Source organism: Syntrophotalea carbinolica DSM 2380 (assembly GCF_000012885.1).
Lineage (GTDB): Bacteria > Desulfobacterota > Desulfuromonadia > Desulfuromonadales > Syntrophotaleaceae > Syntrophotalea > Syntrophotalea carbinolica.
Window position 1 is genome coordinate 16,607 of the sequence record NC_007498.2, and the last position, 24,795, is coordinate 41,401.

At 58.6% G+C, this 24,795-nt stretch carries 27 protein-coding genes; 24 read left to right on the forward strand and 3 right to left on the reverse strand.

The genetic code is table 11. The annotated features are described in order from the left end of the window. Window positions 1-19 precede the first annotated feature (19 nt). The 9 genes from PCAR_RS17560 (at window position 20) to PCAR_RS00660 (ending at window position 6,572) form a co-directional block, all read left to right on the forward strand. Window positions 20-1,018, forward strand: coding sequence for an HD-GYP domain-containing protein (locus tag PCAR_RS17560; protein ID WP_011339659.1), 999 nt, complete (start codon window positions 20-22; stop codon window positions 1,016-1,018). Between the two features lie 150 nt (window positions 1,019-1,168). Beyond that, on the forward strand, window positions 1,169-1,417 hold the full coding sequence (locus PCAR_RS00625) for an AtpZ/AtpI family protein (protein WP_011339660.1): 249 nt from the start codon (window positions 1,169-1,171) through the stop codon (window positions 1,415-1,417). Next, window positions 1,401-1,769 (forward strand): ATP synthase subunit I, encoded by a 369-nt coding sequence (locus PCAR_RS00630; RefSeq protein WP_011339661.1) that lies wholly within the window; start codon window positions 1,401-1,403, stop codon window positions 1,767-1,769. The genes PCAR_RS00625 and PCAR_RS00630 overlap by 17 nt, the downstream gene beginning before the upstream one ends. Before the next feature lie 16 nt (window positions 1,770-1,785). Then, window positions 1,786-2,490, forward strand: a complete 705-nt coding sequence (gene atpB, locus PCAR_RS00635; RefSeq protein WP_011339662.1) for a F0F1 ATP synthase subunit A — start codon at window positions 1,786-1,788, stop codon at window positions 2,488-2,490. A 101-nt stretch (window positions 2,491-2,591) separates the two neighbouring features. Continuing rightward, window positions 2,592-2,858: an ATP synthase F0 subunit C gene (atpE, locus tag PCAR_RS00640; RefSeq protein WP_011339663.1), complete on the forward strand. Its 267-nt coding sequence runs from the start codon at window positions 2,592-2,594 to the stop codon at window positions 2,856-2,858. A gap of 330 nt (window positions 2,859-3,188) precedes the next feature. Continuing rightward, window positions 3,189-3,707: a BCAM0308 family protein gene (locus PCAR_RS00645; RefSeq protein ID WP_011339664.1), complete on the forward strand. Its 519-nt coding sequence runs from the start codon at window positions 3,189-3,191 to the stop codon at window positions 3,705-3,707. After that, a complete protein-coding gene (locus PCAR_RS00650) occupies window positions 3,670-4,191 on the forward strand; it encodes an archease (RefSeq protein WP_158447386.1) in 522 nt (173 codons plus the stop codon). Before PCAR_RS00645 ends, PCAR_RS00650 begins: the two co-directional genes overlap by 38 nt. 31 nt (window positions 4,192-4,222) lie before the next feature. Beyond that, complete coding sequence (locus tag PCAR_RS00655; RefSeq protein ID WP_011339666.1) at window positions 4,223-5,665, forward strand: RtcB family protein; 1,443 nt, start codon at window positions 4,223-4,225, stop codon at window positions 5,663-5,665. Between the two features lie 13 nt (window positions 5,666-5,678). Further along, window positions 5,679-6,572 carry an SDR family oxidoreductase gene (locus tag PCAR_RS00660; protein ID WP_011339667.1) on the forward strand — a complete coding sequence of 298 codons (894 nt, stop codon included), beginning with the start codon at window positions 5,679-5,681 and terminating at the stop codon, window positions 6,570-6,572. On the opposite strand, the gene PCAR_RS00665 is transcribed toward PCAR_RS00660, so the two are convergent. Together PCAR_RS00665 and PCAR_RS00670 are read right to left on the reverse strand one after the other, a co-directional pair. Beyond that, a complete protein-coding gene (locus tag PCAR_RS00665) occupies window positions 6,523-6,954 on the reverse strand; it encodes an iron-sulfur cluster assembly scaffold protein (RefSeq protein ID WP_011339668.1) in 432 nt (143 codons plus the stop codon). The genes PCAR_RS00660 and PCAR_RS00665 overlap by 50 nt on opposite strands. Window positions 6,955-7,098: 144 nt before the next feature. Further along, window positions 7,099-7,539 (reverse strand): DoxX family protein, encoded by a 441-nt coding sequence (locus PCAR_RS00670; RefSeq protein ID WP_011339669.1) that lies wholly within the window; start codon window positions 7,537-7,539, stop codon window positions 7,099-7,101. Between the two features lie 186 nt (window positions 7,540-7,725). On the opposite strand from PCAR_RS00670, the gene PCAR_RS00675 reads away from it, so the two are divergent. The 15 genes from PCAR_RS00675 (at window position 7,726) to PCAR_RS00745 (ending at window position 24,668) form a co-directional block, all read left to right on the forward strand. After that, complete coding sequence (locus PCAR_RS00675; protein WP_011339670.1) at window positions 7,726-10,281, forward strand: helicase C-terminal domain-containing protein; 2,556 nt, start codon at window positions 7,726-7,728, stop codon at window positions 10,279-10,281. A 102-nt stretch (window positions 10,282-10,383) separates the two neighbouring features. After that, window positions 10,384-11,331, forward strand: coding sequence for an ADP-glyceromanno-heptose 6-epimerase (gene rfaD / locus PCAR_RS00680; RefSeq protein WP_011339671.1), 948 nt, complete (start codon window positions 10,384-10,386; stop codon window positions 11,329-11,331). A 108-nt stretch (window positions 11,332-11,439) separates the two neighbouring features. Further along, window positions 11,440-12,015, forward strand: coding sequence for a methyltransferase domain-containing protein (locus PCAR_RS00685; protein WP_041531189.1), 576 nt, complete (start codon window positions 11,440-11,442; stop codon window positions 12,013-12,015). Between the two features lie 2 nt (window positions 12,016-12,017). After that, window positions 12,018-12,782, forward strand: coding sequence for an NRDE family protein (locus PCAR_RS00690; RefSeq protein WP_011339673.1), 765 nt, complete (start codon window positions 12,018-12,020; stop codon window positions 12,780-12,782). A 90-nt stretch (window positions 12,783-12,872) separates the two neighbouring features. Further along, on the forward strand, window positions 12,873-15,248 hold the full coding sequence (lon, locus tag PCAR_RS00695; RefSeq protein ID WP_081424966.1) for an endopeptidase La: 2,376 nt from the start codon (window positions 12,873-12,875) through the stop codon (window positions 15,246-15,248). Beyond that, complete coding sequence (gene thiL, locus PCAR_RS00700) at window positions 15,245-16,234, forward strand: thiamine-phosphate kinase (RefSeq protein ID WP_011339675.1); 990 nt, start codon at window positions 15,245-15,247, stop codon at window positions 16,232-16,234. The genes lon and thiL overlap by 4 nt, the downstream gene beginning before the upstream one ends. Window positions 16,235-16,406: 172 nt before the next feature. After that, window positions 16,407-17,684 carry a methyl-accepting chemotaxis protein gene (locus tag PCAR_RS00705; RefSeq protein WP_011339676.1) on the forward strand — a complete coding sequence of 426 codons (1,278 nt, stop codon included), beginning with the start codon at window positions 16,407-16,409 and terminating at the stop codon, window positions 17,682-17,684. After that, window positions 17,684-18,124, forward strand: a complete 441-nt coding sequence (locus tag PCAR_RS17565; RefSeq protein WP_011339677.1) for a chemotaxis protein CheW — start codon at window positions 17,684-17,686, stop codon at window positions 18,122-18,124. Before PCAR_RS00705 ends, PCAR_RS17565 begins: the two co-directional genes overlap by 1 nt. 2 nt (window positions 18,125-18,126) lie before the next feature. Continuing rightward, the gene (locus PCAR_RS00715; RefSeq protein WP_011339678.1) at window positions 18,127-19,911 is read left to right on the forward strand and encodes a chemotaxis protein CheA; all 1,785 of its coding nucleotides are present in this window, start codon (window positions 18,127-18,129) and stop codon (window positions 19,909-19,911) included. Further along, window positions 19,908-20,654, forward strand: a complete 747-nt coding sequence (locus tag PCAR_RS00720; RefSeq protein WP_148204263.1) for a LolA family protein — start codon at window positions 19,908-19,910, stop codon at window positions 20,652-20,654. Before PCAR_RS00715 ends, PCAR_RS00720 begins: the two co-directional genes overlap by 4 nt. A gap of 151 nt (window positions 20,655-20,805) precedes the next feature. After that, window positions 20,806-21,291 carry a YajQ family cyclic di-GMP-binding protein gene (locus tag PCAR_RS00725; RefSeq protein ID WP_011339680.1) on the forward strand — a complete coding sequence of 162 codons (486 nt, stop codon included), beginning with the start codon at window positions 20,806-20,808 and terminating at the stop codon, window positions 21,289-21,291. 60 nt (window positions 21,292-21,351) lie between these two features. Then, complete coding sequence (gene rimO, locus PCAR_RS00730) at window positions 21,352-22,680, forward strand: 30S ribosomal protein S12 methylthiotransferase RimO (RefSeq protein ID WP_041531445.1); 1,329 nt, start codon at window positions 21,352-21,354, stop codon at window positions 22,678-22,680. Between the two features lie 44 nt (window positions 22,681-22,724). After that, window positions 22,725-23,720, forward strand: coding sequence for an FAD:protein FMN transferase (locus PCAR_RS00735; protein ID WP_011339682.1), 996 nt, complete (start codon window positions 22,725-22,727; stop codon window positions 23,718-23,720). Next, the gene (locus tag PCAR_RS00740; RefSeq protein ID WP_011339683.1) at window positions 23,717-24,097 is read left to right on the forward strand and encodes a NusG domain II-containing protein; all 381 of its coding nucleotides are present in this window, start codon (window positions 23,717-23,719) and stop codon (window positions 24,095-24,097) included. The genes PCAR_RS00735 and PCAR_RS00740 overlap by 4 nt, the downstream gene beginning before the upstream one ends. Then, window positions 24,078-24,668: a Gx transporter family protein gene (locus PCAR_RS00745; protein WP_011339684.1), complete on the forward strand. Its 591-nt coding sequence runs from the start codon at window positions 24,078-24,080 to the stop codon at window positions 24,666-24,668. The genes PCAR_RS00740 and PCAR_RS00745 overlap by 20 nt, the downstream gene beginning before the upstream one ends. Here PCAR_RS00745 and PCAR_RS18715 read toward each other — a convergent pair. Next, window positions 24,637-24,777: a hypothetical protein gene (locus PCAR_RS18715; protein WP_158447387.1), complete on the reverse strand. Its 141-nt coding sequence runs from the start codon at window positions 24,775-24,777 to the stop codon at window positions 24,637-24,639. The two genes, PCAR_RS00745 and PCAR_RS18715, sit on opposite strands and share 32 nt — an antisense overlap. Window positions 24,778-24,795: the final 18 nt, after the last annotated feature.

The following is a 24,795-nucleotide window of genomic DNA, read 5'->3' on the forward strand; positions in this document are numbered from 1 at the left end:
TGCAGGATGCTGCATACTGATGGGAAATAAACTATCTGCTTCAGAGGCAAGCATGGAACTGGCCGAAACTATTCCCACGGAGGAATTCTTCGCCGTAAGTGCGGACTTTCTCGATTTTATCGAAAAAGCGCCCTGTGACCTGTTTCGGCGTAACCGCAGCGGCGAATATGTTCTTCTGGCTGCCCGGCATAGCGCATTGAGCCGTCAGGCTGTCATGGGTCTGGAGCACTACGGTACCGATCAAATCTATGCCCGGACCGACGATTCGGCATATTACAGCCGCATGTTGCGTGCCCGTTTGGACGACCTGGTCGCCAATCCGAATATTGAGGCATCCGTTAAAGCCAGGGCGGTACAGGCCACCTGCCGCGATGCCATGCGTCGTGCTTTCGATGACCCCCGCGGCCCTTTCATAAGACAGGCTTGCGATATCATCGTGCCGACGGTCGATCTGATTGTAAGTGACGATCAGGCCACCAAACATCTGGTACGGTTGACGGCCTTCGATCAGGCCACTTACATACATTCAACCAATGTCGGTATTTTCGGTGTGGCCCTGGCCAGGTTGTTTTTTGGCCTGGATCGGTCCCACGATATGCATAAGCTTGGCACCGGATTTTTTTTGCATGACCTTGGCAAGTGCCGAATTCCCATCGATATCCTCAATAAGCCTGGGGCTTTGACGCCGGAAGAACGGCTGGTCGTTAACGGTCATGTGGAAGAAGGTTATACCATTTTAAGCGAACATGGCATCGTTACCGATGAAGCACGTACGATTACCTTGCAGCACCATGAAAAGGATAACGGCCAGGGCTATCCCCGTGGCAGGGTGGGCTCGGATATTCACCCCTATGCGCGCATTTGCCGCATTGCCGATATTTATGAGGCGCTGACTGCAGAGCGTCCCTATCACAAGAGGCGTTCCACTTTCGAAGCGCTCAAAATCATGAAGGAATACGAAGTGGCAGATGTGGACCAGGGGCTTTTCGCCGAGTTTATCCGGCTTTTTACCGCATAACGGCGATGCTTGAGTCGGGGGAAAACTTTTGACTTCCTCATGCCACCTGTGTTAGCTAGTTGCCTTTGAGCAGGTTATAATCGTAGGTAATTTCGCCAGCGGCACGGCGATTTACGACGGCTCTTTGCGGCGTCCCGGATATAGACGGATATGGCGGAAAACCGACAACAGCTGATCAAGTCCATAGGGTTTCTCTCCGGAGTCGGAATTTCTATGGTGGCGTCGACCCTGATCGGGTTGTTTATGGGGTATTATCTCGACCGCTGGCTGGATACCGGTCCCTGGTTGACGCTGCTGTTTCTTGGGTTCGGAATAGCCGCCGGTTTCCGCAATATTTTTATCCTTACCCGTCGAGAGTTGCGCCGGCAGCAGGAGGATGAAAGTGACAACCGGCAGTGATACGATCATACGGGATCTGTCCCGGCGCAACTGGTTGATCCTTGGCGCCATGGTTCTGGGCAGTCTGCTGTGGCAGTCACGGGCGGTCACGGTGGGGGTGCTGGGTGGCGGTTTGACCGTTATTGGCGGTTTTCAGACTTTGCACCGTTCCCTTTCCCGGTTACTATCGGTTCCTGGACAGCGCTCGGGCTTAGGTTTTCAATGCGGGTCTTTCATCAGGCTGGCATGTCTGGCCGGGGCTATTTTTGTGTTGATCGGCCCGCTCAAGGCTCACCCCCTGGCACTGAGTATCGGCCTTTCGGTGGTGGTTGCCAATCTGCTATGGACGACGTTGCTTTTGGGCCTGGCATGACAACAAGAGAGTATTCATGACGCATCCTTTTTTGTTTCTCAAGTGGCTGGTTGAACATTTTACCCAAGGCACAAGCCTGGAAAACCTGGAGCACTACGGTTTTTTGGTGCATGTCACCCATGCCTGGTTGATCATGTTGTTGCTGACGGGGGTAGCGCTGCTGCTGAAGCGCCGGCTGTCAGAGGTTCCCGGCGGGTTGCAGAATCTGGTTGAAATCGTTCTGGTGGAGCTGGGACGCCTGGCCGATGAAACCATGGGTCCCAAGGGCCGTCGCTATTTTCCCCTGATTGCCACGTTGGCACTGTTTATCCTGTTTTCCAATCTTATTGCCCTGATACCGGGGTTTGCTCCCCCGACGGCCAATCTCAATACCAATGCCGCACTGGCGCTGGCGGTTTTTGGCATGACCCATGTCGTGGGAGTCCGAGAGCACGGGCTAAAATATTTTAAACATTTTGTGGGGCCCGTATGGTGGTTGGCACCGTTGATTCTGCCGATTGAAATCATCGGGCATCTGGCGCGTCCCCTGTCGTTGGCGCTGCGTCTTTTCGGTAATATGTACGGGCATGAAATCGTACTGGTTATTTTCTTTACCCTGGTACCGCTGCTGTTACCTATTCCCATGATGCTGATGGGGATTTTGGTGGCGTTTATCCAGACGTTTGTGTTTACCCTGCTGGCCATGATTTATATCGCCGGGGCTCTGGAGGAAGCACACTGATGTATGCGTGTCCCGCTGTTGGCGACAGTTCCATAGGCGGATTGCATATAGGTTATTAGGTCTGAAGACTCAGAAATCAAGCAAATCAAAGGAGATTTACAATGGATTTTTTCACCTGGGTTATCATAACCGCCGGGTTCGGTATGGCTTTCGGCTCCTTGGGAACGGCTATCGGACAAGGGCTGGCCGTCAAGAGCGCTCTTGAGGGTGTGGCCCGTAATCCCGGCGCCAGCGGCAAGATACTGACTACCATGATGATCGGCCTGGCGATGGTCGAATCGCTGGCCATCTATGTATTCGTCGTGTCCATGATCATTTTGTTCGCCAACCCTTTCAAGGATGTCGTGCTGGAGCTTGTGGCCGGCTAAAAACTGCGTTAGGGATAGATAAAGCCATAGGGATGAAACGGCACAGGGCCGTTTCATCCCTTTTTCTTATGAGCCATGCCGATGCTCGCTGCTGCGCCGTGTTGTGTGTATCGGTATATGTATAGTCCCTCCTTTCAGAATGTGTCTCGTTTAATATCTCCGGTACGCTTCCCTTGCCGACAGCCTGTTCCGCGCCCCTTGCGATAAGCGGTATAGAGCTATGGTTTTTCAGCCTTATATCTCGATCAGGCTCTCGTCCCACAACCCTTTTCGTAGTGTTATACTAAAAGCGTAGAGGGTCTCTAAAATCCACGGGAAAGGGGTTCATCTATGCAAAAAGAAAGCGAAAAATTCGGTATCAGTGATAAACGGGGACGGTGCAAGACCAGTAACGATCCTTATCTTCCCGGCCAAGGGTTGCCGGAACCTGTGATCTGTCCTGAGTGTCAGGCCGTTTATCGCAACAAGCGTTGGTATATCGATGCGACGGCTTATGAAAAATTAGCCGCCGATACGAAGGTGGTCAGGCATCTGTGTCCGGGCTGTCACAAAATCAAGGATGGCTACGCCGAGGGCTACGTTACCCTGCGGGGCTCTTACCTGTGGGCGCACGAAACGGAAATTCGCAATATCCTCAAAAACGAGGAGCGTAAAGCCATGGCCAAAAATCCACTGGTGCGTATCATGCGCATGGAGCGTGAAGGGGAAGAACTTCTGATTGAAACCACCGAGGAGAAACTTGCCGAGCACCTGGGGCGGGCACTGAATAAGGCGCATCAGGGCGAGCTCAAAGTGGTGTGGACGGATGATCATGCCATCTGCCGCGTCACCTGGCATCGTGAAGGCTGACAACATGGGGGGGAAGCAGAAGGTTCGGTCGTTGGCGTCCGCCACATCCGAGCCGGCTAAAAGGAAAGGCGGCAATGCCGCCTTTCGGCTTTTGGAACATACGGCCGACATGGGTATCGAGGCCCGGGCGTCCAGTTGCGAAGAGCTTTTTGTGCAGGCGGCCAGGGGTATGCTGGCGGTGTTGGCGGGCCAAGCCGATTCCACAGCCCCACCGAAAAAAATAACCCTCGAAGTGCGTGCCGGGGATGTGGAGGAACTGCTGGTGGTCTGGCTCAATGAGCTGCTTTACCTGATTCAGTCCAAGGGATTGTGGCCCCGGGATATCGTTTTAAGCGGAATGCAACCGGATCTTCTCGAAGCCAGATTGACAGTGGCACCGCTGGCCGGCGTTCCGCAGCGGGAGATCAAGGCCGTCACCTACCACCATCTACTGGTGAGCTGTTTTCACGGGCTCTGGCGGGGGCGCGTCTATCTCGATTTATAAACAGCTCCGCCCTCCATAAAAGGGGTGAATTATGGTCGTCAAGGTTCAACAAATAGATGCATGTCGCTGGCGTATTCCACGGGAAGGCGACATGCGTACCGATGGCTTGGTGTTCGCCAATCGCGCCATGATGGACGCGTTGAAAAAAGAGCATGCCCTGGAACAGGTGCGCAATGTCGCCACCTTGCCCGGTATAGTCGGGCCGTCATTGGCGATGCCGGATATTCACTGGGGGTATGGGTTTCCCATCGGCGGCGTGGCGGCCTTCGATGACCAGCAGGGCGTGGTATCGCCGGGCGGGGTCGGCTACGATATCAACTGCGGGGTGCGTCTGTTGCGTTCCGATCTGGAGGTGCAGCAGGTCAGGCCGCATTTACAGAAGCTGGCCGATGCCCTGTTCCGCAATGTCCCTTCCGGCATCGGTTCTCATCGCCGGGATCTGAAATTGACCGTGGCTCAAGAGCGCAAGGTCCTGCAGCAGGGGGCCCGATGGGTGGTCAAGCAGGGTATGGGCAGCGAGCGGGATCTGCGGCATATCGAGGAAGGCGGGTGCATCGAAGGGGCGGATCCTGATTTGCTGTCGGACCGGGCCCTGGAGCGGGGCCTCGATCAGTTGGGGACGTTGGGTTCCGGCAACCACTTCCTGGAAGTGCAGATGGTCGAGGAGATCCGGGAGCCGCAACTGGCGCAGGTACTGGGTCTGTTTCCGGGACAGGTGACGGTGACGATCCATACCGGTAGCCGAGGTCTCGGTTATCAGGTGTGCGACGATTATCTGCGTATCATGCTGCGGGCGGCGGCTAAATACGGCATCAAACTGGCTGACCGGCAACTGTGCTGCGCACCGCTGAACAGTCCGGCAGGTCGTCAGTATCTGGCTGCCATGGCCTGTGCGGCAAACTTTGCTTTTGCCAACCGGCAGCTGATTACCGCCTGGGTGCGGGAATCCTTCGAGCAGGTGCTGGGGCAAAGCGCCGAGGCCTTGCGTCTGTCGGTGATTTACGATGTTTGCCACAACATAGCCAAATACGAGCAGCATGTGGTGGACGGGGTGCGGCGCCGGCTGTGCGTGCATCGCAAGGGCGCCACCCGTGCTTTTCCACCCGGTCATCCCGATGTTCCGGAATGCTACCGCGGCATCGGTCAGCCGGTTCTGATTCCCGGTGACATGGGGCGTTATTCCTATGTACTGGTGGGGACCGAGGCCGGTTTCGGGGAGACCTTCGGTTCCACCTGCCATGGCGCGGGGCGGGTCTTGTCGCGGCATGCCGCCAAAAAAGTGGCTCGGGGTCGGCGTATCGAGGAGGAACTCGCCGCGCGCGGTATCGTTTTGCGGGCCGCCGGTCGCGGTACGGTGGCCGAAGAAATTTCCGAGGCCTACAAGGATGTCATGGAGGTGGTGGAGGTCGTACAAAAGGCCGGCATCGGTCGCATTGTGGCGCGGTTGCGGCCCCTGGCGGTGGTCAAGGGATAGCTGCGGAGGTGGCATGCGGGTTTTCGTAACGGGGGCAACCGGGTTTGTCGGTCATGAGGTTATCCGGCAGTTGCTGGCTGCCGGACATCGGCCGGTTTGCCTGGTGCGGCCCGGCTCGGAGGGGAAATTACCGCCGGCGGTCGACGAGATCCGTGAGGGCGACGTCACGCGGCCGGAAAGCTTACGGGGGGCACTGGCGGGATGTGAGGCCGTGGTGCATCTGGTGGGCATTATTCGCGAATATCCCCGGCAGAAGGTAACCTTCGATCGTTTGCATCGCCAGGCAACGGCGCATATGCTGAGCGCCGCCAAAGCGCAGAAAGTCCAACGTTTCGTACTGATGAGCAGCAACGGCGCCGAAGCGGAGGGCAGTACCGCATATTATCGCAGCAAGTGGAAGGCCGAACAGCTGCTTAAGGCCTCGTCCCTGGATTGGACCATTTTCCGGCCTTCGGTCATGTACGGTGCGGAGGACAATTTCTGTACCCTGCTGGCAAGCATGGTGCGCATTCTGCCGGTGGTACCGGTGTTCGGTGACGGTTGCTATCGTATCGCGCCGGTAGCGGTGCAAGATGTCGCCGCCACTATCGTTGCCAGTCTTGCGCGGCCCGATGCCTGTGGCAGGAGTTTTGCCTGTTGCGGCGATCAGATGGTGACGTTCGATGAACTGCTGGATATTATCGGTGGCGTTTTGCGGCGGCGCAACGTGGTCAAGGTGCACCAGCCGCTGTGGCTTGTCAAACCGCTGCTGGCGCGACTGCAGTCCTTGCCGGGCTGTCCGCTGACCGTTGAACAGTTGCAGATGCTACTGCACGGCAATGTCTGTGATCCTCAGCCCTGGAAAACCTTTTTCGGTCTCAGCAATCGCTCTCTGGCGGATGGTTTGAAGCGCGCCCTCGGGCGCTGACAACGGCATCGGGGGGATTGTCTCCGGCCAGGTAGACGCGCAGGGCGGCTTTGAGAGCCCCCACCGCCAGATTGGAACAGTGCATCTTCTGCGGCGGCAGTCCGCCCAGGGCCACAGCCACCTCTTTTTCGGTCAATTCCATGGCTTGCTCAAGGGTACGGCCGATGGCCATTTCGCTGGTGATGGATGCGGTGGCGATGGCCGCGGCACAGCCGAGTACCTTGTATTTCATATCCCGAATGACGTCTTCCTCAATCAGCAGAAAAACCAACAGGCAATCGCCGCAGGTCGGGTCGCCGTACTGTATCGCCACGCTGGGGTTGTCGATATAGCCGACGTTGCGTGGCCGGGTGAAATGCTCCATAACCTGTTTGCTGTACATATAGGATTCCTTGTAAAACAGTAAAAGCCCTGGCCGAATGCCGATCTTAGGATTGCGGGGAGGCGTAAGTCAAGGGATCATCAAACATGACAAAGCCCCGCAACCTTTTCCGGATTGCGGGGCTTTGTGTCGGGATGCTTACGATCAGCGACTTAAAACGCGGTCAAAAGAAGCGCGGCCGCCGCCACGGATCATCAGGGCCAGAGCCATGCCCAAAACAAGCAGGTGATATTCGATACCTTCGCCTTGTTGACTGCCCGTCCAGTTCATAAAAAACCCGTTTTGCCAGTGGACCAGGTAGATGGCGCCTGCCATGACGGCAAATATGCCGAAAGCGGCAAACCGGGTCAGCAACCCTAAAACCAGGGCGATGGCGCCGAGAAATTCGGCCGCGATGACCAAATAGGCCAGCGCAGCAGGTACGCCGAAAGCCTGATCGAAAAAGGCTACCGTCGGGGCCATGCCGTGGCCGCCGAACCATGCCAGGGCTTTTTGGGCCCCGTGAGGGAAAAACACGCCACCCAGAATTACCCGCAAAACCAGGCTGCCAAGGTCGTTGTCCGTTGTGCATAAGGTTCTAAGCATTATTTTCTCCTCTTATTAGGGCGGTGACATACACATTTCTCATAAAAAAGCCATAGGAGCAATGTATCATCTCGCATAGAGCTGTCAATCGGCACGGTTTCGCCTCTCCCTCATTTTGCCGGCGGTCTTTCTTTTTATGCCGTGCTTCCCTATAATGGCGTGTTTACAAATTTCAGGGAGCAGGGGATGGAAAAGACTTTCACATCACAGGTCATCGAGGTCATGCGGCAGGCCATAGCTGCGGCCGATGGTCGGGAGGTCTTTTTTCAAGGGCGCACCGACGCTGACTTGCGGGTTGTGCAGGTGCAGGTACTGGCGCGTGGTAACGGCAGTGCCGTGCCGGCCATTGTGCAGGAGTGCCGTTACGGGGATGTCGTCATTCATAACCACCCCTCGGCCTGTCTGGAACCATCCATGGCCGACCTGGAGATCGCTTCGCGTCTCGGATCCCAGGGGGTCGGATTTCTGATTGTTGATAACCCTGTGGAAAATGTTTATAAGGTGGTGGAACCCTTTGCTCCACGGGAGCCTCGACACCTGCCGCCGGAAAAAATCGACGCCCTGCTCGGTCCCAACGGCGTGGTGGCCAAGACGCTGTCCGGCTACGAAGAACGCCCCGAACAGCTGCGTATGGCTTTTGCCGTGGGAGAGGCTTTCAATCGCGGCCAGCTGGCGGTTATCGAAGCCAGTACCGGCACCGGCAAAAGTCTTGCGTATCTGGTGCCGGCTCTGCTTTGGGCGTTGGCCAACGAGGAGCGGGTGGTGGTATCGACCAACACCATCAATCTGCAGGAACAGTTGATTCGTAAGGATTTGCCGTTTTTACAGCGGGCTGCCGGCCTCGATTTTCGGGCGGTACTGGTCAAGGGGCGCAACAACTATCTGTGTCGGCGACGGGCGGAAACGGCGCGGCTGGAGCCGGGATTGTTCGATGCTGAGCTCAGCGGTGAGCTCACCGCCATTCTGGAATGGGCGGCCGCCAGTCATGAAGGGTCGCGCGAGGAATTGACCTTTCTGCCCCGCTCCGAGGTGTGGGAAGAGGTGCGTTGCGAAGCCGACCAGTGTGCGCGGGTAAAGTGCCATCATTACGGCGCCTGTTTTTTCCACAAGGCTCGCCGCCAGGCCGCTCAGGCCGATTTACTGGTCGTCAACCACGCTTTGCTGCTGTCGGACTTGGCGTTGCGCCACCAGACCGATAATTACAGCACGGCCGCCGTATTGCCGCCCTTCGATCGTATTGTTCTGGACGAAGCCCACCACCTCGAGGATGTGGCGACCCGCTATTTCGCCTCCCAGGTTACACGCTATGCTTTTGCCAGGGTGTTGGGCAAGCTGCGCCATTTGCGCAAACCGGACAAGGGGGTGCTGCCGCGTTTCATCAATGCCCTGGCGCGGGAACTGCCGGATACGGAGGATGTTATGTACCGGCGGTTTTACGAAGCTGTCGAGGCGTTGTCGGGTAGCAGCCATGCTCTCTATGAAAAGGCCCTGCAGACCCTTGAGGGTATAGGGCTGGATCTGGCGACGGCCCATGGTACCCGTGTCGGGGCCGAGGAACTGCGGCGCCGGGTGATCCCGGAAATGAGGGAAAGCGCATTCTGGTCCTCGGCGGTGGAGCGTATCCGCGAGTTGGCCGGGGCCAGCGAGGAGATGGCTCAGGCGCTGGAAGCGTTGCTCAAAGACAGCGAAACTCTGCCGGAGGCGGTTGCGGACAAGCTGGTTTCACCGCTGACCGATCTGCGAGGCATTGCCGATCGCCTGGAGGCTATTGCCGCCGACCTGCGATTCTTCATCGCCCGGGATGACAGTACCTGTGCCTGGTTCGAGGTGGTCGAGGGTCGCATCGGACGTGGCCGCGGAGTGATCACCCGCCTTTGCACGGCCCCCCTGGACGTTGCCGGTCAACTCAAGGAAGGGCTTTACGACCGCTTCCGCAGTGTGGTGTTGACCAGCGCCACCCTGGCGGTGGGGGAATCGTTCCAGTATTTGAAAAGCCGGGTGGGGCTCGACCGGGTTGAAACCGGCCGGGTGCGGGAATTACTGCTCCACTCGCCCTTCGATTTTTCCAGCCAGGCGTTGGTGGTGGTGCCGACCGATGTGCCCGAACCGGGGCGTTCGGGCTATCCGGCCATGGTTCGCGATTTGACGGAACGTGCCGTGGTGGCGGCTGACGGTCGCACCTTTGCGCTGTTTACGGCGTACGGTTTGTTGCGCCAGGTCTACGGGGAACTGGCGCCGGTGCTGCAGGCGCGCGGGTATCGCTGCCTGCGCCAGGGGGAGGCGAATCGCCATCGTTTGCTGAAAAGCTTCGCCGAGGATGAAACCAGCGTGCTGTTTGCCACCGATTCCTTCTGGGAGGGAGTCGATGTGCCGGGGCGTTCTCTGGAGCAGGTGATCATTACCCGGCTGCCTTTCAAAGTTCCCACCGAACCGGTGCTGGAAGCTCGCGCCGAGGCGATCAGCGCTGCCGGTGGCGATCCGTTTATGCAATACACCGTGCCCCAGGCGGTCATCAAGTTCAAGCAGGGCTTCGGGCGATTGATCCGCCATCGCGAGGATCGGGGCGTGGTCCTGATTCTTGACAGCCGGGTGGTAAAAAAGGGTTACGGGCGGATTTTTTTGCGCTCCCTTCCCGATGTGCCGGTGGCCAAAGGTGGTACCGAAGAGGTCATGGGCGCGTTGGCCGATTTTTTGCGGCCGACCACACAAGCCGAGCGACAGCCGCTACCCGAGGCCCCGTAAGGGGCGGCTTTGTGCTTGCGCCCGTGCAGTTGGCGTGCTAGAAGACCAGAAGTCCGGTCGGTTTGTTACCGATCGCATGCAACGGACAAGGAGACATTATTCATGCTTATTGTTACCGGCGGAGCCGGTTTTATTGGCAGCAATATCGTACAGGCCCTCAATGCGCGCGGGCGAGAAGATATCCTGGTCGTCGACGATTTGACCGACGGTACCAAATTCGCGAATATCGCCGATGCGCGAATCTGCGATTATCTCGATAAGGATGAATTTCTCCGGCGCATCGCTTCCGGCGACAGCTTCGGTGACCGGATTGAAGCCATCATTCATCAGGGCGCCTGTTCGACGACCACCGAGTGGGACGGACGTTACATGATGGAGAACAATTACGCCTACTCCAAGACCTTGCTGCATTACTGTCTGGAGCGGCGCATTCCTTTTCTGTATGCGTCCAGCGCGGCGACTTACGGCGGTGGCCAGGTGTTTTGCGAGGAGCCGCAGTACGAGCGGCCTCTCAACGTCTACGGCTATTCCAAGGCGCTGTTCGATCAGTACGTGCGGCGTGTGCTGCCCACCGCCGACAGCCAGGTAGCGGGTTTTCGCTATTTCAATGTCTATGGGCCGCGGGAGCAGCACAAAGGGAGCATGGCCAGTGTCGCCTTCCATTTGCGCAACCAGTTGCTCAAGGACGGCAGCGTCAATCTGTTTGAAGGGTGCGACGGATACGGCGACGGCGAGCAGCGGCGTGATTTTATCTATGTCGGCGATGTGGTCGACGTCAATCTGTGGTTTCTTGACCACCCTGAGGTATCGGGTATTTACAATGTCGGTACCGGACGCAGCCAGACCTTTAACGATGTCGCCCACGCGGTGCTGAAGGCTCACGAGGGGGGCGAATTGCAGTACGTGCCGTTCCCCGAGCATCTCAAGGGTCGCTATCAGAGTTTTACCGAAGCGGATCTGACCCGTTTGCGCGGTGCCGGTTTTGACGGCAGCTTCCTGACCGTCGAGGAGGGCGTGGCGCGTTACATGGAATGGCTGCAGCAGAACTGATTTTTTGCAGCGGCCTGCGTTGTCCGGCGTGTGTATGGGCTGAATATGTGCTTTCAAACCCATAAGAGCGTTTAACCCGCGTTTCCGCGCACAGAGAGCATGCATTCCATGGCCGACGATTGGAATAAAATCTGGCAGGAAAGGGCGAACACGGATCTGCACCCCGATCCGTGGCTGCGCAAAGTGCTGCCTCTGCTGCCACCGGCCGGCCGGGTTCTCGATCTGGCCTGTGGTCGGGGTCGCAATGCCTTGTTTCTGGCCGAAGGCGGTTATGCGGTGACAGCGGTGGATGCTTCCGGCGAAGCGTTGGGCCAACTGGCCTCTGAAGCGCAGCGCCGCGGACTTCGCATCGATCGGCTGCAGCAGGATTTGGAAACCGATCCGCGGCTGGTGCTGGATCCCTTCGATGTAGTGATCCAGTTTTTTTACCTGCAGCGATCCCTGATTCCCGAAATGCAGCGACTGGTTAAGCCCGGCGGCATAGCGGTGATGCGAACCTTCAGCCGCGCCGGAAATTTTCCCGGCGGGCCGGGCAACCCCGCTTTTTCCCTGGATCCCGGTGAGTTGCAGGCCTTGTTTGCCGGTTGGCAGGTGCTGCTGCATGAAGAGGGGCTTGACGAAGCCCATCGCGGTGGCGGTCTGGCCGGTATCGTCGCCCGCCGGCCGATGGAAAGGCAGGATTGACGGTGTGTCTGATTGTGCTGGCGCATCGCATGCATCCCGACTACCCATTGGTGGTGGCCGCCAATCGCGACGAATATTTCCATCGGCCAACGGCCGTCGCAGCTTTCTGGAGCGATGCGCCCCAGGTTCTGGCCGGTCGTGATCTGCGGGGCGGGGGAACCTGGCTGGGCGTGACGAGGCAGGGACGCTGGGCGGCTTTGACCAATGTGCGGGAACCGGTTGAGGGGGCGGCGGCACGATCTCGTGGCCTGCTGGTAAGCGGGTTTTTGCGTAGCCAGGATGATCCGCAACACTATCTGGCTCGCCTTGCCCGGTGGGGATATCGGTTTACCGGGTTCAACCTGCTGGCCGGCGATAGCCGTGCATTGGCCAGCTATTCCAATCGCGATGTCGGCGTGAGGGTTTTGCCCCCCGGTTGTTACGGTCTCAGCAACCATCTGCTGGACACCCCCTGGCCCAAGGTCGAACAGGCAAAAGGGCGCATGCATGCGTTGCTGGCGCGGCGCGATTTTGTTCCGGACCAGCTTTGGGATGTGTTGGCCGACCGGCAACTTCCGGATGTCGCCACTCTGCCGGAAACCGGTATCGACCGCGATCTGGAACAAGCTCTTGGGGCAATTTTCGTCCAGTTACCCGATTACGGCACCCGCTGTTCGACGTTGCTGTCGATCAGTCGCGAGGGCCATGTCCGGTTCTCGGAACGTCGCTTCGATTCCCACGGTAAGATGCAGGGCGAGAGCCGTTTCAGTTTTACCTTGGTTCGCTGACGGGGTACGGATTTCATCCCCCACGATAAAAGACCCATGACAATGGATTTATAAAGGTACCGTTGCACCCTGCTGCGGTTGCAGCCGGTTATGTGCAATCGGCATCACCACAAGGAGAAAATCTTGCAGCCATCCGTCCGAGATTTTGAACTCCCCGAAGCTCTGCCTTTGTTGCCGGTGCGGGACGCGGTGATCTTTCCGCACATGATCCTGCCTTTGTACATCGGTCGCAGTCAGTCTCTGGCTGCGGTGGAACAAGCCTTGGCGGGCGATCGACTGATCATGCTGGCGTGTCAGAAAGAGCTGGGCCAGGAAACTCCGACCGCAGAGGATATCTACGCTTTTGGCTGTGTCGGGATGATCATGCGTTCCGTCAAATTACCTGATGGCCGCAGCAAGATCCTGGTACAGGGACTGGGCAAAGCGCATGTTGTGCACTACCTTTCCAGCGTGCCGTATTTTGCCGTCACCACCGAAGCCGTCGAGGATCTGGTCGTCGAATCATCCATGCAAACAGAGGCATTGATGCGTTCGGTACGCGAGCAATTAACCGAATTGCACGGCATGGGACGCTCGTTTTCCAACGAAGTACTGGTCGCCATGGAAAATATCGAGGATCCCGGTCATCTGGCGGATGTTGTGGCCAGCAATCTCGGACTGAAAGTCGCGGTTGTTCAGCCGTTGCTGGAAGAAAACGATCCTATCCGACGCTTGCACAAAGTCCAGGAGTTGTTGCTCCGGGAAACCGAACTGATCAACGTGCAGCAGCGCATACAGACCCAGGCTCGTGAGGAGATGGGAAGCTCACAGCGCGAATATTTTCTGCGGGAGCAGTTGCGCGCCATCCAGTCGGAACTGGGCGAAGCCGATGCCAAAGCGGAAGATCTTCTGGAACTGCGGGCCCAGATCGACAAGGCCAAACTGCCGGCCGATGTCGGCAAGGAGGCGCACAAGCAACTGCGGCGTCTGGAGACCATGCCTGTAGAGGCGGCGGAATACGCCATGCTGCGTACCTATCTGGAATGGTTGGCGGATCTGCCCTGGCAGAAGAGCACCCGCGACAGTATCGATCTGGCCGCGGCGCGGGCCATTCTGGACGAAGATCATTACGATCTGGATAAGGTCAAAGAACGCATTCTGGAATTTCTTGCGGTATGCAAACTGAAAAAAAAGCTTAACGGGCCGGTGCTGTGTTTTGTCGGTCCGCCGGGGGTCGGTAAGACCAGTCTCGGCAAGTCGATTGCGCGCGCATTGGGGCGCAAATTCGTTCGTGTGTCGTTGGGCGGTTTGCGCGACGAGGCGGAAATCCGCGGTCACCGCCGCACCTATGTCGGAGCCTTGCCGGGACGGATTCTGCAGAGCATGAAACAGGCCGGCAGCAACAACCCGGTTTTCATGCTCGACGAACTGGACAAGGTCGGGGGGGCCGATTTCCGCGGCGACCCTTCGGCGGCCCTGCTGGAATTGCTCGACCCCGAGCAGAATCACGCCTTTTCCGATCATTACATCAATCTGCCGTTCGATCTCTCCAAGGTCATGTTCGTTGCCACGGCCAACGTTCTGGATAGCGTGCCGTCGGCTTTGCGGGATCGCCTCGAGGTGATCCGGCTGGCCGGTTACAGTACCGAGCAGAAGCTCGCGATTGCCCGGCGTTACCTCATCCCCCGGCAACTTGAGGCCAACGGTTTGCAGGAATCCGACCTCGCCATTTCCCGCAATGCCTTGTTGAAAGTCATCGGCGAATATACGGCCGAGGCCGGTTTGCGCAACCTGGAGCGCGAACTCGGCGGCATCTGCCGCAAGGTGGCGCGTCGCCGGGCGGAAAATGATCTGCGCCCCGTGCGGGTTACCAGCGGCACCCTGGCCTCTTATCTGGGACCATCCCGTTACCTCGACGAGGACAAGCTGGAGGAACACGAGGTCGGTGTGGTGACCGGCCTGGCCTGGACCGAGGTCGGCGGGCAGATTCTGCATGTCGAAGCCAGTATCATGCCTGGCAGCGGACAGTTGCACCTAACCGGACAATTGGGGGACGTCATGAAGGAAAGTGCCCAGGCAGCCCTGAGTTACGCCCGGGCCCATGCCGGCCAGTGGGGTATCGATCCGGATTTTTACAAGTCTCTGGACATTCATATCCACGTGCCGGCCGGCGCCATCCCCAAGGATGGTCCGAGTGCCGGGGTCACCATCATGACTGCGCTGGTTTCGATACTGTCGCAACGACCGGTCAATCGCGAGGTTGCCATGACCGGCGAAATCACCCTGCGTGGCCAGGTTTTGCCCATCGGTGGGGTCAAGGAAAAGCTTTTGGCAGCGGTTCGGGCCGGCATGCAAACCGTGGTGCTGCCCCGCCGTAACCAAAAGGATCTGGCCGATGTACCGGCGGGGTTGCGTCGCCGTTTGGCGTTGGTATTTGCCGACCGGGTGGAAGATGTTCTGGCGGTGGCGTTGGAGGGAAAAGCGTGAAACTGGCGGAGTTGGGAGAATTCGGTTTTATCAAGCGCATTCGCGCGGCGGCAGCATCCGGCGAGGGGGTTTGCCACAGCATCGGGGACGATTGCGCGGTCCTCGAATTGCCGCCGGGCCAGCGTCTGCTGACCACCAAGGATCTGCTTATCGAAGGGGTTCATTTTCAGCGGGCCTGGACCGACAGCCGCAGTTTGGGGCGTAAAAGTGTGTCGGTCAATGTCAGTGATATCGCGGCCATGGGTGGCCGTCCGCGCCACCTTTACCTGGGGCTTGGCGTGCCCGCTGATTTCAGCGTCGAAGAGCTCCAGCTTTTCATGGATGGCTTTCTCGAAGCGGTCACGGCCTATGGTGCTTGCCTGGTCGGCGGTGATACCTGTCGTTCGCCGGGGCCGCTGCTGATCAGCGTGACCGCCGAAGGTTCCGTAGCAGCGGGTCGCGAAGTGCGCCGCGCCGGGGCGGGTATCGGGCAGATCATCTATGTTTCCGGAACCCTGGGCGACAGCGCCCTGGCGTTGCAGCAGCTGGGTAAAGGCGAAGTTCCCGATTCGTTTTTAGCCTCCCGGCACCACGATCCCACCGCCCGCGTGGCTCTCGGGCAGGCTCTGGCGCAAGCCGGACTGGCAACTGCGATGATCGATATATCCGACGGTGTGCTGGCGGACTTGGGTCATATTCTGAAGGCCTCCTCCGTGGGCGCCCTGCTGGAGGAATCGCTGTTGCCCTTATCCGGGGCCTTTCGGGCGGTTCTGCAGCATGCTCCACATCTGCTGCAGCTGGCTTTAAGTGGTGGAGAGGATTACGAATTGTTATTCACTGTAGCGCCGGAGCGCGAAGCGGAAGTGGATGCCCTGGCCCGCACCCTGGCACTGCCTCTGACGCGTATCGGTGTCATAACCTCTGCCGATGAAGGATTGCGACTGCGCGCCGCCGACGGTAGTCTGCGTCCCGCCGAGGGCAAGGGCTTCAATCATTTCGCGCAGTAGGTGTTTTTGGCCAACAGATCTAAACCAAAAGGGAACCCATCCGTCTGATTCCAAGCTGTCCGTGGGCTGGCTGCATGTGGAACGATCCTTGCTGTTATCAGGTATAAATTGAAAACCGGCGGCGCGCCTGCCGCTGTCTTTTTATATCGTCCCGCCCATCAAAGGAGCCGTCATGAGAGTTGAGATCACCTACAAGTTTGTCATGGGGTTTATCATCGTGGTCGCCTCGATCGTGGCGCTGAACTACCTGGTTCCCGCTACGGGGCTGGTGCCCGATTATCTAGAACAGACCTTGTCGACGACCTGTGCCTTGCTGGTCGGTCTTTTGCTCGGCTGGTTCTTTTCCAAAGCGTTTACCGCCAATATTCTGGTTTTGAAAAACGCTGCCGAGCGCATCAGCGACGGTGACCTGTCCGAGACCATTTATCTGCCCAACAACCTGTTTCCCGATGAGACCGCGGAGTTGGCCGATTCCCTTAACCAGGTAACGACCAGCCTGCGGGAACTGGTCGGCTATATCCGCACCTCTTCCTCCAAAGTTGCCGAAGAATCGCAGGGGTTATCCACCATGTCCCAGGAGGTAACCGCTTCGGCTCACGAAGTGACCGGCGCGGTGGAAATGATCAGCCACGGCGCGGAAACCCAGGCGGCCATGGTAGAGAAAGCCTCCGAGCACTTTCGACAGATGGCCCGGTCGGTGGACCAGGTGGCCGAGGCTGCCAGGGCTGTCGCCGGGGCGGCGGGGGAAACGGTACAGACAGCGGAGCGGGGAGGACAGGTGGTCACTCTGGCCATGACCAAGCTCGGTCAGGTCCTCGATGGGGTGGAGCAGCACGGCCAGCAGATGATGACGTTCAGTTCCCGGGTGCAGAAAATCGGCAAGGTGGCCGATTTTATCACTGTCCTTTCGCAAAAGACCAATCTCCTGGCACTCAATGCTTCTATCGAGGCGGCGCGTGCCGGCGAGCAAGGCCGTGGTTTTACCGTCGTGGCTGAAGAAATCTGTAAATTGGCCGATTCCTCGGAACGCGCCATGGCGGAAATTACCGAAATGATCAACACCCTGCAAGAGGAGAGTGCCCAGGTGCAGGAGGTGTTGAAGGAAAACGTTCTGGAGATGAGTTCCGGACGTTCGGCGGTGCTCCGCACCGGACAAACTTTTGAGGAAATCGTCACCACGGCCAAGGTCGCCGGAGAACGGGCCGAGGGCATAAGTGTCCTGTCGAGAAAACAGGTGGACGAGGTCGAGAAGATGGCCGATGCCGTTGATGAAATTGCTCGTGTGGTCACGGAGAATGCCGCGGCCAGCGAAGAATCCTCTGCCGCCAGCGAACAACAGTCGGCCGCCATGGAGCGTATGGCTCTTTCCGCCCAGGGTCTCAATGCCCTGGCTGAAGAACTGCAGGAGCGGGTCAGTCGGTTTCACCTTGGAACCCTGCGGAACCCCTGATGGCGCGTACTTTGTTGCTGGCTTCGGGCCGGTCGTTGTTCGGACTTGATATCCGGGATGTTCGCGAGGTTCTCAAGGGCGAGCCTGTGCATCAGGTGCCGTTGGCACCGGCCGGTCTGCTGGGGGCCATCAATGTGCACGATACGGTGGTGCCGGTCATTGATTTTGGCCGTCTGCTCGGTAGGGACCATGCGCCGGTGGATCAGGTTGTGGTCCTGGAATCTCACCCGTTAGCGCTGGCGGTAACCGCGGTGCATGGTCTGTGTACCCCTGTGTTATGTCTGCCCGGTGGGATTGTGCATCCTTGGGTTCACGAGGTGTTCATCAGTAGCCGCGGCATCGCCGGTTTGATCGATGCCGTCGTTTTGCAGCAGACGCTGCAGCGGTGGCTGACACCGGCTGGATGTATGACATCAGCCTCTCGGCCGGATCGGATCTGAGGGTGAATCAACACCAGTATCTGCAAATTTTTCTGGACGAATCCCGCGAGCATCTCCTCGGCATGCAGCACTGGCTGGAGGTGTTGGCCGAACAACCGCAGAACCGCCAGGGTCTGGATGCCTTGTTCCGGTCGGTGCATTCCATCAAGGGCATGGCTGCCAGCATGGGATTTCGCCGTTTGGCGGCCATGGCCCATGCCATGGAAGACGGGCTGGACAGATTACGGCGTAGCGGCCGACTGCCGGCTGAAGCGGTGACACAGTTACAACAGGGCGTTGACGACCTGGAACAGAGGCTTGCCGATGTGGTGGCGGGGCGGCCGGAAAGGGACGATACCGATCAGGTTGTCCCCTCTCAAGAATGTCTGCAGCATCTGTGTATCCGCATGCCGGAGGCGGCGGTTTCGCGCTGGCTGTTACTGATAAACGAATTGATGCGACTCGGAACCCTGCAAAATTGCAGGCCCGAACCGGACACGATTGCCGAAGGCACATTGCCGGAGGTACTGGAGCTCGATCTGCTTTGCAGTTGCACGGTCGAGGAGATCGCCCAGCGTTGCCGACAGGTTTCTCCTGGGATCGATGTGCAGGGGATATGCGCATCCGGCCCGGCTCCGGATATGCCGGTGCACCACGGTGTCGGTCAGGCCACGGTGCGGGTTTCCACCCGTTTGCTGGATCGTTTTGTCGGGTTGACCGGGGAACTGTTGACGGCACGCCATCGGTTGCAGGAATCTCTGCAGAAAGGCCAAGCGCAGGAGATTGAAGACAGCGCTCTGCTCCTTGATCGGTTGCTTGCCGATCTGCGTCACCAGGTCCTTGATGCCCGTATGGTGCCTTTGGAGGCGGTCACAGCCACATTGCCGAGGCTGGTCAGGGAGTTGTGCCGAAAAACAGGCAAAGATATCCAGTTGAAGTTGGATGGAACCGAAGTTCACCTCGATCGCGCCATACTCGAGGCCTTGTCCGACCCTTTGCAGCACATGGTGCGCAATGCCGTGGATCACGGAATCGAAGATCGCGGGACCATTACCATTTCAGCTCAGCGCGATCGCGATCGGGTGACTCTCGATGTTCGTGACGACGGTCGGGGGCTGGATCGCGAGCGGCTCGCAGCCCGCGCGCGGGATATGGGGTTTTGCGAAGCAGGGCAGGCTGCCGGCATGAGCGATGCCGCGTTACTGCAGCTTATCTGCCAGCCCGGTTTTACCACCGCTTCGCGCCTGACGGAGATTTCCGGTCGGGGCATCGGTATGGATGTGGTGCGGCATACGATCGACAAGCTTGGCGGTTCGCTGCAACTTGTTTCGGAACCGGACCAGGGCGTCTGTTTTCGATTCATCCTGCCCCTGACGGTATCCATTGTTCCGGTGTTGCTGGTAGAAGCCGGCGGGCAGACGGTCGCTTTGCCTGTCATGTGGATCGAGCAGACCCTGGACATTCCGGCGCGGCAATTGGTCGCGGCCGGCGGTGATCATGTCGCCGAACTTGAAGATCGCAGGCTGCCGGTATATTTTTTATCCAACCTGCTGGGGCGGCCTACAGCCGGCCAGGGGACGGGCTCCAGCATCGTCTGCGAGCTGCGTGGCGGAGAAGCCGGCCTGGTGGTGGACGCGGTTGCCGGGCAGCAGGACGTATTCGTCAAACCCCTGTCTTTTCCATTGAACCATATCCAAGGCTTGAGCGGTGCCACCATCCTCGGCGATGGCCGAATCATCTTTCTGCTCGATCCTTGTGCGCTGCTGTTGAGCTATCGGTCGCAAGCGACCAAAGGAGATATGCTGTGACAAAACCCGCAATGCTGCACGTTTTTTGTCTGCTGCTGCTGGCGGCCTGGGTGTGCCCGGCCGTTCATGCTGAATCGGCTCGTCTGGAGACGGTAACGGCGGCTCTGCAGGCACCTTTTCAAAATCAGACAAAGCACAATCGGATACGGGATTTTCAGGCCGATTTCACTCAGGAAGCTTATCTGGGTTCTTTGGACCAGGTCCAGACCGCCAGTGGTCGGGTCATCGTGCGCTTGGCTCCGTGTCAAGGCTCCTCCGCCTGGTTTCGTTGGGAATACCTGCTCCCCGATCCCCAGTTGATCGTGTCGGACGGTAGCACGGTGTGGGTCTATATGCCGGAAAACCGCCAGGTGATGGAATCGCCCATGCCTGCCGAGGGTAAGGCCGGCACGGACAACCCCCTGGCCTTCCTTACCGACCTTGGCAATCTTAACCGGCAGTTTGCCGTTACCTGGGGGGAGCCCCGCCAGAGTCCCGAGGGGCATTACCGCCTGCTGCTGCGACCGCTGCAGCCTTCCGCCTATCTTGAGCAACTGCTGCTCGAGGTGGACAAGGCGGTGGTGGACGGCCAGACCGGCTATCCGTTGCGCGCGGCCACTCTTTTCGGAAGCGGCGGCAACCGTACGACCATACGTTTCAGCACGCCGCTTCTCAATCAGAACCCGGAGCGCGCTCTGTTTCATTTCACGCCGCCGGCCGGCACCGAAGTTCTGCGTCCCGAACAGGGGGCTTTCGGGCAGTGAGTCTGGGCTAACGAGCGGCCCTCAACGGCGGCCGACGGTTGCCAGGGTGGGGGGCAATCTCCGGGTCGGGCAGGAAAAGCATTCCCTGTTTGCCTGCCCTATGGTATAAGCCATTGATCAATCTGGAAAATTTTGCTGGAAGGGGTATGCTATGCCAAGTTTCGATATTGTGTCCAAAGTCGACATGCAGGAAATCGACAATGCCGTCAATCAGGCCTTGAAGGAGATTCTCCAGCGTTACGATTTCAAGGGGACGCACAACGAGATCAAGCTGGAAAACGAGGCCATCGTTTTGCTCGGGGCCGACGATTACAAGTTGGATGCCGTGATTGACGTGCTTAAAGGGAAGCTGGCCAAACGCAATGTTTCTCCTAAATGTCTCGATTTCGGCAAAAAAGAACCCGCTTCCGGCACCGCGGTACGCCAGAGGGTGGCGATCGTGCAGGGGATTTCCAAGGAAAAGGGCAAGGAAATCTGCAAGCTCATAAAGAACAGTAAACTCAAGGTCCAGGCCCAGATCATGGACGACCAGGTTCGCGTTTCGGGCAAAAAAATCGATGACCTGCAGAGCGTTATACAGCTTCTCAAGGGTCAGGACGTAGGTATCGAACTGCAGTTTATCAACATGCGCTCCTGATACCGGGTGACCGTACAGGACGTGAAGGAATCAGACTCCGTGGAAAAACGCAAAGTCAGTATGATCAGCCTGGGCTGCGCCAAAAATCTGGTGGATGCCGAGGTGATGTTGGGGTATCTGCCCCAGGATCGGTTTGAAATTACCACCGATGAGGCTCAGGCGGATATCATTATCGTCAATACCTGTGGTTTCATCAGCGACGCCAAAGAGGAATCGGTGGAAACCCTTCTCGAGGCCATCGAATATAAAAAATCCGGCAACTGTACCTTGCTGGTGGTGACTGGTTGCCTGTCCCAGCGTTATGCGGAAGATATGGCCAAGGAACTGCCGGAGGTCGATATTCTGCTCGGCACCGGTGATGTGCCGCGCATCCTGGAACTCATTGAAGCCCACGACCGTGGCGAAGATGTTCGCCAGTCGGTGGGCTTGCCGCAGTATCTTTACGATCACACCACTCCGCGAGTCGCTTCTTCGCCGTTTTATTCGACCTATGTGAAAATCGCCGAGGGCTGCAACAATCTCTGCTCCTACTGTATCATTCCGCAGCTGCGCGGGCCGCTGCGCTCCCGTTCCATCGCATCGGTGGTGGCCGAAGTGGAACGCCTGGTGGCGGCAGGGGCGCAGGAAGTCAATCTTATCGCTCAGGACATCACGGCTTTCGGTGCCGACCGCCACGACGGGGCCAGCCTGGAGGGGCTGCTACGCGAGCTGGTCAAGATTTCCGAGCTGCGCTGGCTGCGCCTGCTGTACGCCTATCCCGACGGTATCAGCGATGAACTGATCGAGCTGGTGGCGACCGAGGAAAAGATCTGCAGTTATTTCGATGTGCCCCTGCAGCATATCGATGATCGGGTGCTGGCGCGCATGAATCGGCGGGTCGGGGAAGATACCATTCGTGATCTTATCCATCGCATGCGTCAGCGGATTCCCGATTTGACGCTGCGGACTTCGTTTATCGTCGGTTTTCCCGGCGAAACGGATGCGGAATTCGCCAAGTTGCTGGCGTTTGTCGAGGAGGGCCATTTCGACCGGGTTGGCGTGTTCCGCTACTCCCGCGAAGAAGATACGCCGGCGGCAAGCTTGCCCGACCAAGTGCCCGAAGGGGTCAAAAAAAGCCGCTACAACAAACTGATGAAGGCCCAGCAGCGGGTTTCTTTCCGCCGCAACCGGGCCCTGATCGGACGTGTTGAGCCGGTGCTGGTCGAAGGCTACAGCGAAGAGACCGAGCTGCTTCTCAGCGGGCGCAGTATTCGCCAGGCCCCCGATGTCGACGGGCAGGTTTACATCACCGCCGGTCAGGCCGATGTCGGACAGATCGTACCGTTGCGTATTACCGATTCGTCGGAATACGATCTTATCGGTGAAATCGTCGACGAGTCCGACGAGTAACCCCCTTCCCATAACCCTGTTTCCTCTGTTGCGGAGGTGGTTCCGTGTCTCGCTATCGTCTGCTGGCCATCGTTCTGTTGTGGTTCGGCGTCGCTGCAGCCTTCTGGCATGTGTTGCAGGACCGGGAGCAACCTTTGATCCGCACCCGGCTGTTGCTCGGCACCGTGGTGGAAATCACCGTTTACGACCCGCATCCGCAACGCTACATTGAAGATGTGGAGGCGGCTTTTGCCGAAATGGCCAGTTTGCAGGCACTGACCGATGGTTCCCGCCGCGACAGCGATGTGGCTCATTTGTCAGAGTCTGTGGGGGCTGTCAAGGTGGCGCCTGAAACGCTGGATATTCTTGCCGAAGGGGTGCAGGTGGGCCAAGCCAGCGGCGGTGCTTTCGACATGACGCTGGGACGTCTCAAGGCCCTCTGGGGGTTCGGATCGGCGCATCCCCGGCGGCCGTCTGCGGAGGAAATCCGTGCGGCACTGGTCGGTACCGGTCCCGGCATGCTGGTGGTGGACAAAGGCGAGGTGGTCAAACGGTCCGATGCCCGGATCGATTTAGGCGGCATAGCCAAAGGTTATATCATCGATCGTGCCGTTGCCGTGCTGGAGCAGGCCGGGGTTCAATGCGCCGCGGTCAACGCCGGCGGCGATCTGCGCCTCATCGGCCGGCGTGCCGGCCCCTGGCGGATTGGCATTCGTCATCCCCGCCAGGCCGATGCCCTGCTGGCCACCCTGGTTCTGCCCGAACCGATGGCGATCGTTACTTCCGGCGATTACGAGCGGTTTTTCGAGCAAAACGGCAAGCGCTACCATCATCTTTTCGACCCGGACACCGGTCTGCCTGCAGAACGTTGCCAGAGTGTTACCGTGGTGTCTGCCCGGGCCGGTTTAGCCGATGCGCTGGCCACCGCGGTGTTCGTGCTGGGGCCCAAGGCAGGACTGGCGCTGCTGGAACGTTACCCGCGAACCTGGGGGCTGGTGGTTGCCGCGGACGGCAGCACGCTGATCAGTCCCGGCTTGCGGGAACGGGTTGCCTGGCCATGACCCTGCCGACGCGGTTGACGATCTGGGATGGCGGTCTTATGGGCATATTGCTCCTCGCTGCCCTGGTTGCCTGGCCGCTGATGCGCGGTCCCGAAGGTGCCAGGGTGATCGTGGAACGTGACGGACGGGTGCTTTTCTCCGCCCCGCTCGATACCCACCGACGGGTGTCCCTGGATGGCCCTTACGGTCCCACGGTGGTGCTGGTGGAGCAAGGACAGGTCCGGATCGAGTCATCCTCCTGTCCCCGTCACCTGTGCCAACGGCAGGGTTCCATTCAAAGACAGGGGCAGATGCTCGTCTGCCTGCCTAACAGGTTGCTGGTTCGTATCTGCGGTCCGGCAACGGATGCAAACGACTATGACTTTCTCAGCCGCTGAGCGCCATCAAACCCGCCGCGAGGTTCAGCTGGCCCTGTTCAGCGCGCTGGCCATCGGGGTGCATACCCTGGAAGTGCTGCTGCCATCACCGTTGCCCTGGTTGCGTTTGGGCCTTGCCAACATCCTGACCCTTTGCGCCCTGTTCCTGTACGGCGGTCGCGCCGCCTGGCTGGTAACTTTTACACGCATCGGCATCGGCAGTCTGCTGCTCGGCACGCTCTTTTCTCCGACCTTTTTTCTGGCTCTGGCCGGTGGTACGATCGCTACAGCCCTGATGACGACCGCCCATGTTTTGGCCGGTTGTCGTCTCAGCCCCGTCGGTGTGTCGCTGCTGGGGGCGGTGGGGCACTTGTTCGGGCAACTGCTGGTGGCCGGCTGGCTGCTGCAGCACGACGGATTGTGGCGGTTGTTGCCGCTGTTACTCGTGCTGGGCCTGGTTACCGGAACCATAAACGGCCTGGCTGCCAATCTTCTGCTGCAGCGGCTGCGGTCGCACTTTACACACGAGGAGGCAGCCGGGCTTCGGAATGAATCACCGGCTAAATCGGTAAATCGATCCGTATTTCCGTGAATTTCTGAGCGACAAAGGCACTGTTCGCCTGCGAATTTACGACAATCTGTTCGCGATTTTCATTTTCCGCTTCGGCCTCCACGTCCACCTGTTTCCGAATCGATCTCACTGACCTTCCTTGTTCGAC

Bases quoted from the DNA above. Each gene is read 5' to 3' on its own strand.
- PCAR_RS17560 (WP_011339659.1), top strand. From the start codon at position 20: ATGGGAAATAAACTATCTGCTTCAGAGGCAAGCATGGAACTGGCCGAA.
- PCAR_RS00625 (WP_011339660.1), top strand. From the start codon at position 1,169: ATGGCGGAAAACCGACAACAGCTGATCAAGTCCATAGGGTTTCTCTCC.
- atpB (WP_011339662.1), top strand. From the start codon at position 1,786: ATGACGCATCCTTTTTTGTTTCTCAAGTGGCTGGTTGAACATTTTACC.
- atpE (WP_011339663.1), top strand. From the start codon at position 2,592: ATGGATTTTTTCACCTGGGTTATCATAACCGCCGGGTTCGGTATGGCT.
- PCAR_RS00645 (WP_011339664.1), top strand. From the start codon at position 3,189: ATGCAAAAAGAAAGCGAAAAATTCGGTATCAGTGATAAACGGGGACGG.
- PCAR_RS00650 (WP_158447386.1), top strand. From the start codon at position 3,670: ATGCCATCTGCCGCGTCACCTGGCATCGTGAAGGCTGACAACATGGGG.
- PCAR_RS00655 (WP_011339666.1), top strand. From the start codon at position 4,223: ATGGTCGTCAAGGTTCAACAAATAGATGCATGTCGCTGGCGTATTCCA.
- PCAR_RS00660 (WP_011339667.1), top strand. From the start codon at position 5,679: ATGCGGGTTTTCGTAACGGGGGCAACCGGGTTTGTCGGTCATGAGGTT.
- PCAR_RS00665 (WP_011339668.1), bottom strand. From the start codon at position 6,954: ATGTACAGCAAACAGGTTATGGAGCATTTCACCCGGCCACGCAACGTC.
- PCAR_RS00670 (WP_011339669.1), bottom strand. From the start codon at position 7,539: ATGCTTAGAACCTTATGCACAACGGACAACGACCTTGGCAGCCTGGTT.
- PCAR_RS00675 (WP_011339670.1), top strand. From the start codon at position 7,726: ATGGAAAAGACTTTCACATCACAGGTCATCGAGGTCATGCGGCAGGCC.
- rfaD (WP_011339671.1), top strand. From the start codon at position 10,384: ATGCTTATTGTTACCGGCGGAGCCGGTTTTATTGGCAGCAATATCGTA.
- PCAR_RS00685 (WP_041531189.1), top strand. From the start codon at position 11,440: ATGGCCGACGATTGGAATAAAATCTGGCAGGAAAGGGCGAACACGGAT.
- lon (WP_081424966.1), top strand. From the start codon at position 12,873: ATGTGCAATCGGCATCACCACAAGGAGAAAATCTTGCAGCCATCCGTC.
- PCAR_RS00705 (WP_011339676.1), top strand. From the start codon at position 16,407: ATGAGAGTTGAGATCACCTACAAGTTTGTCATGGGGTTTATCATCGTG.
- PCAR_RS17565 (WP_011339677.1), top strand. From the start codon at position 17,684: ATGGCGCGTACTTTGTTGCTGGCTTCGGGCCGGTCGTTGTTCGGACTT.
- PCAR_RS00725 (WP_011339680.1), top strand. From the start codon at position 20,806: ATGCCAAGTTTCGATATTGTGTCCAAAGTCGACATGCAGGAAATCGAC.
- rimO (WP_041531445.1), top strand. From the start codon at position 21,352: ATGATCAGCCTGGGCTGCGCCAAAAATCTGGTGGATGCCGAGGTGATG.
- PCAR_RS00740 (WP_011339683.1), top strand. From the start codon at position 23,717: ATGACCCTGCCGACGCGGTTGACGATCTGGGATGGCGGTCTTATGGGC.
- PCAR_RS00745 (WP_011339684.1), top strand. From the start codon at position 24,078: ATGACTTTCTCAGCCGCTGAGCGCCATCAAACCCGCCGCGAGGTTCAG.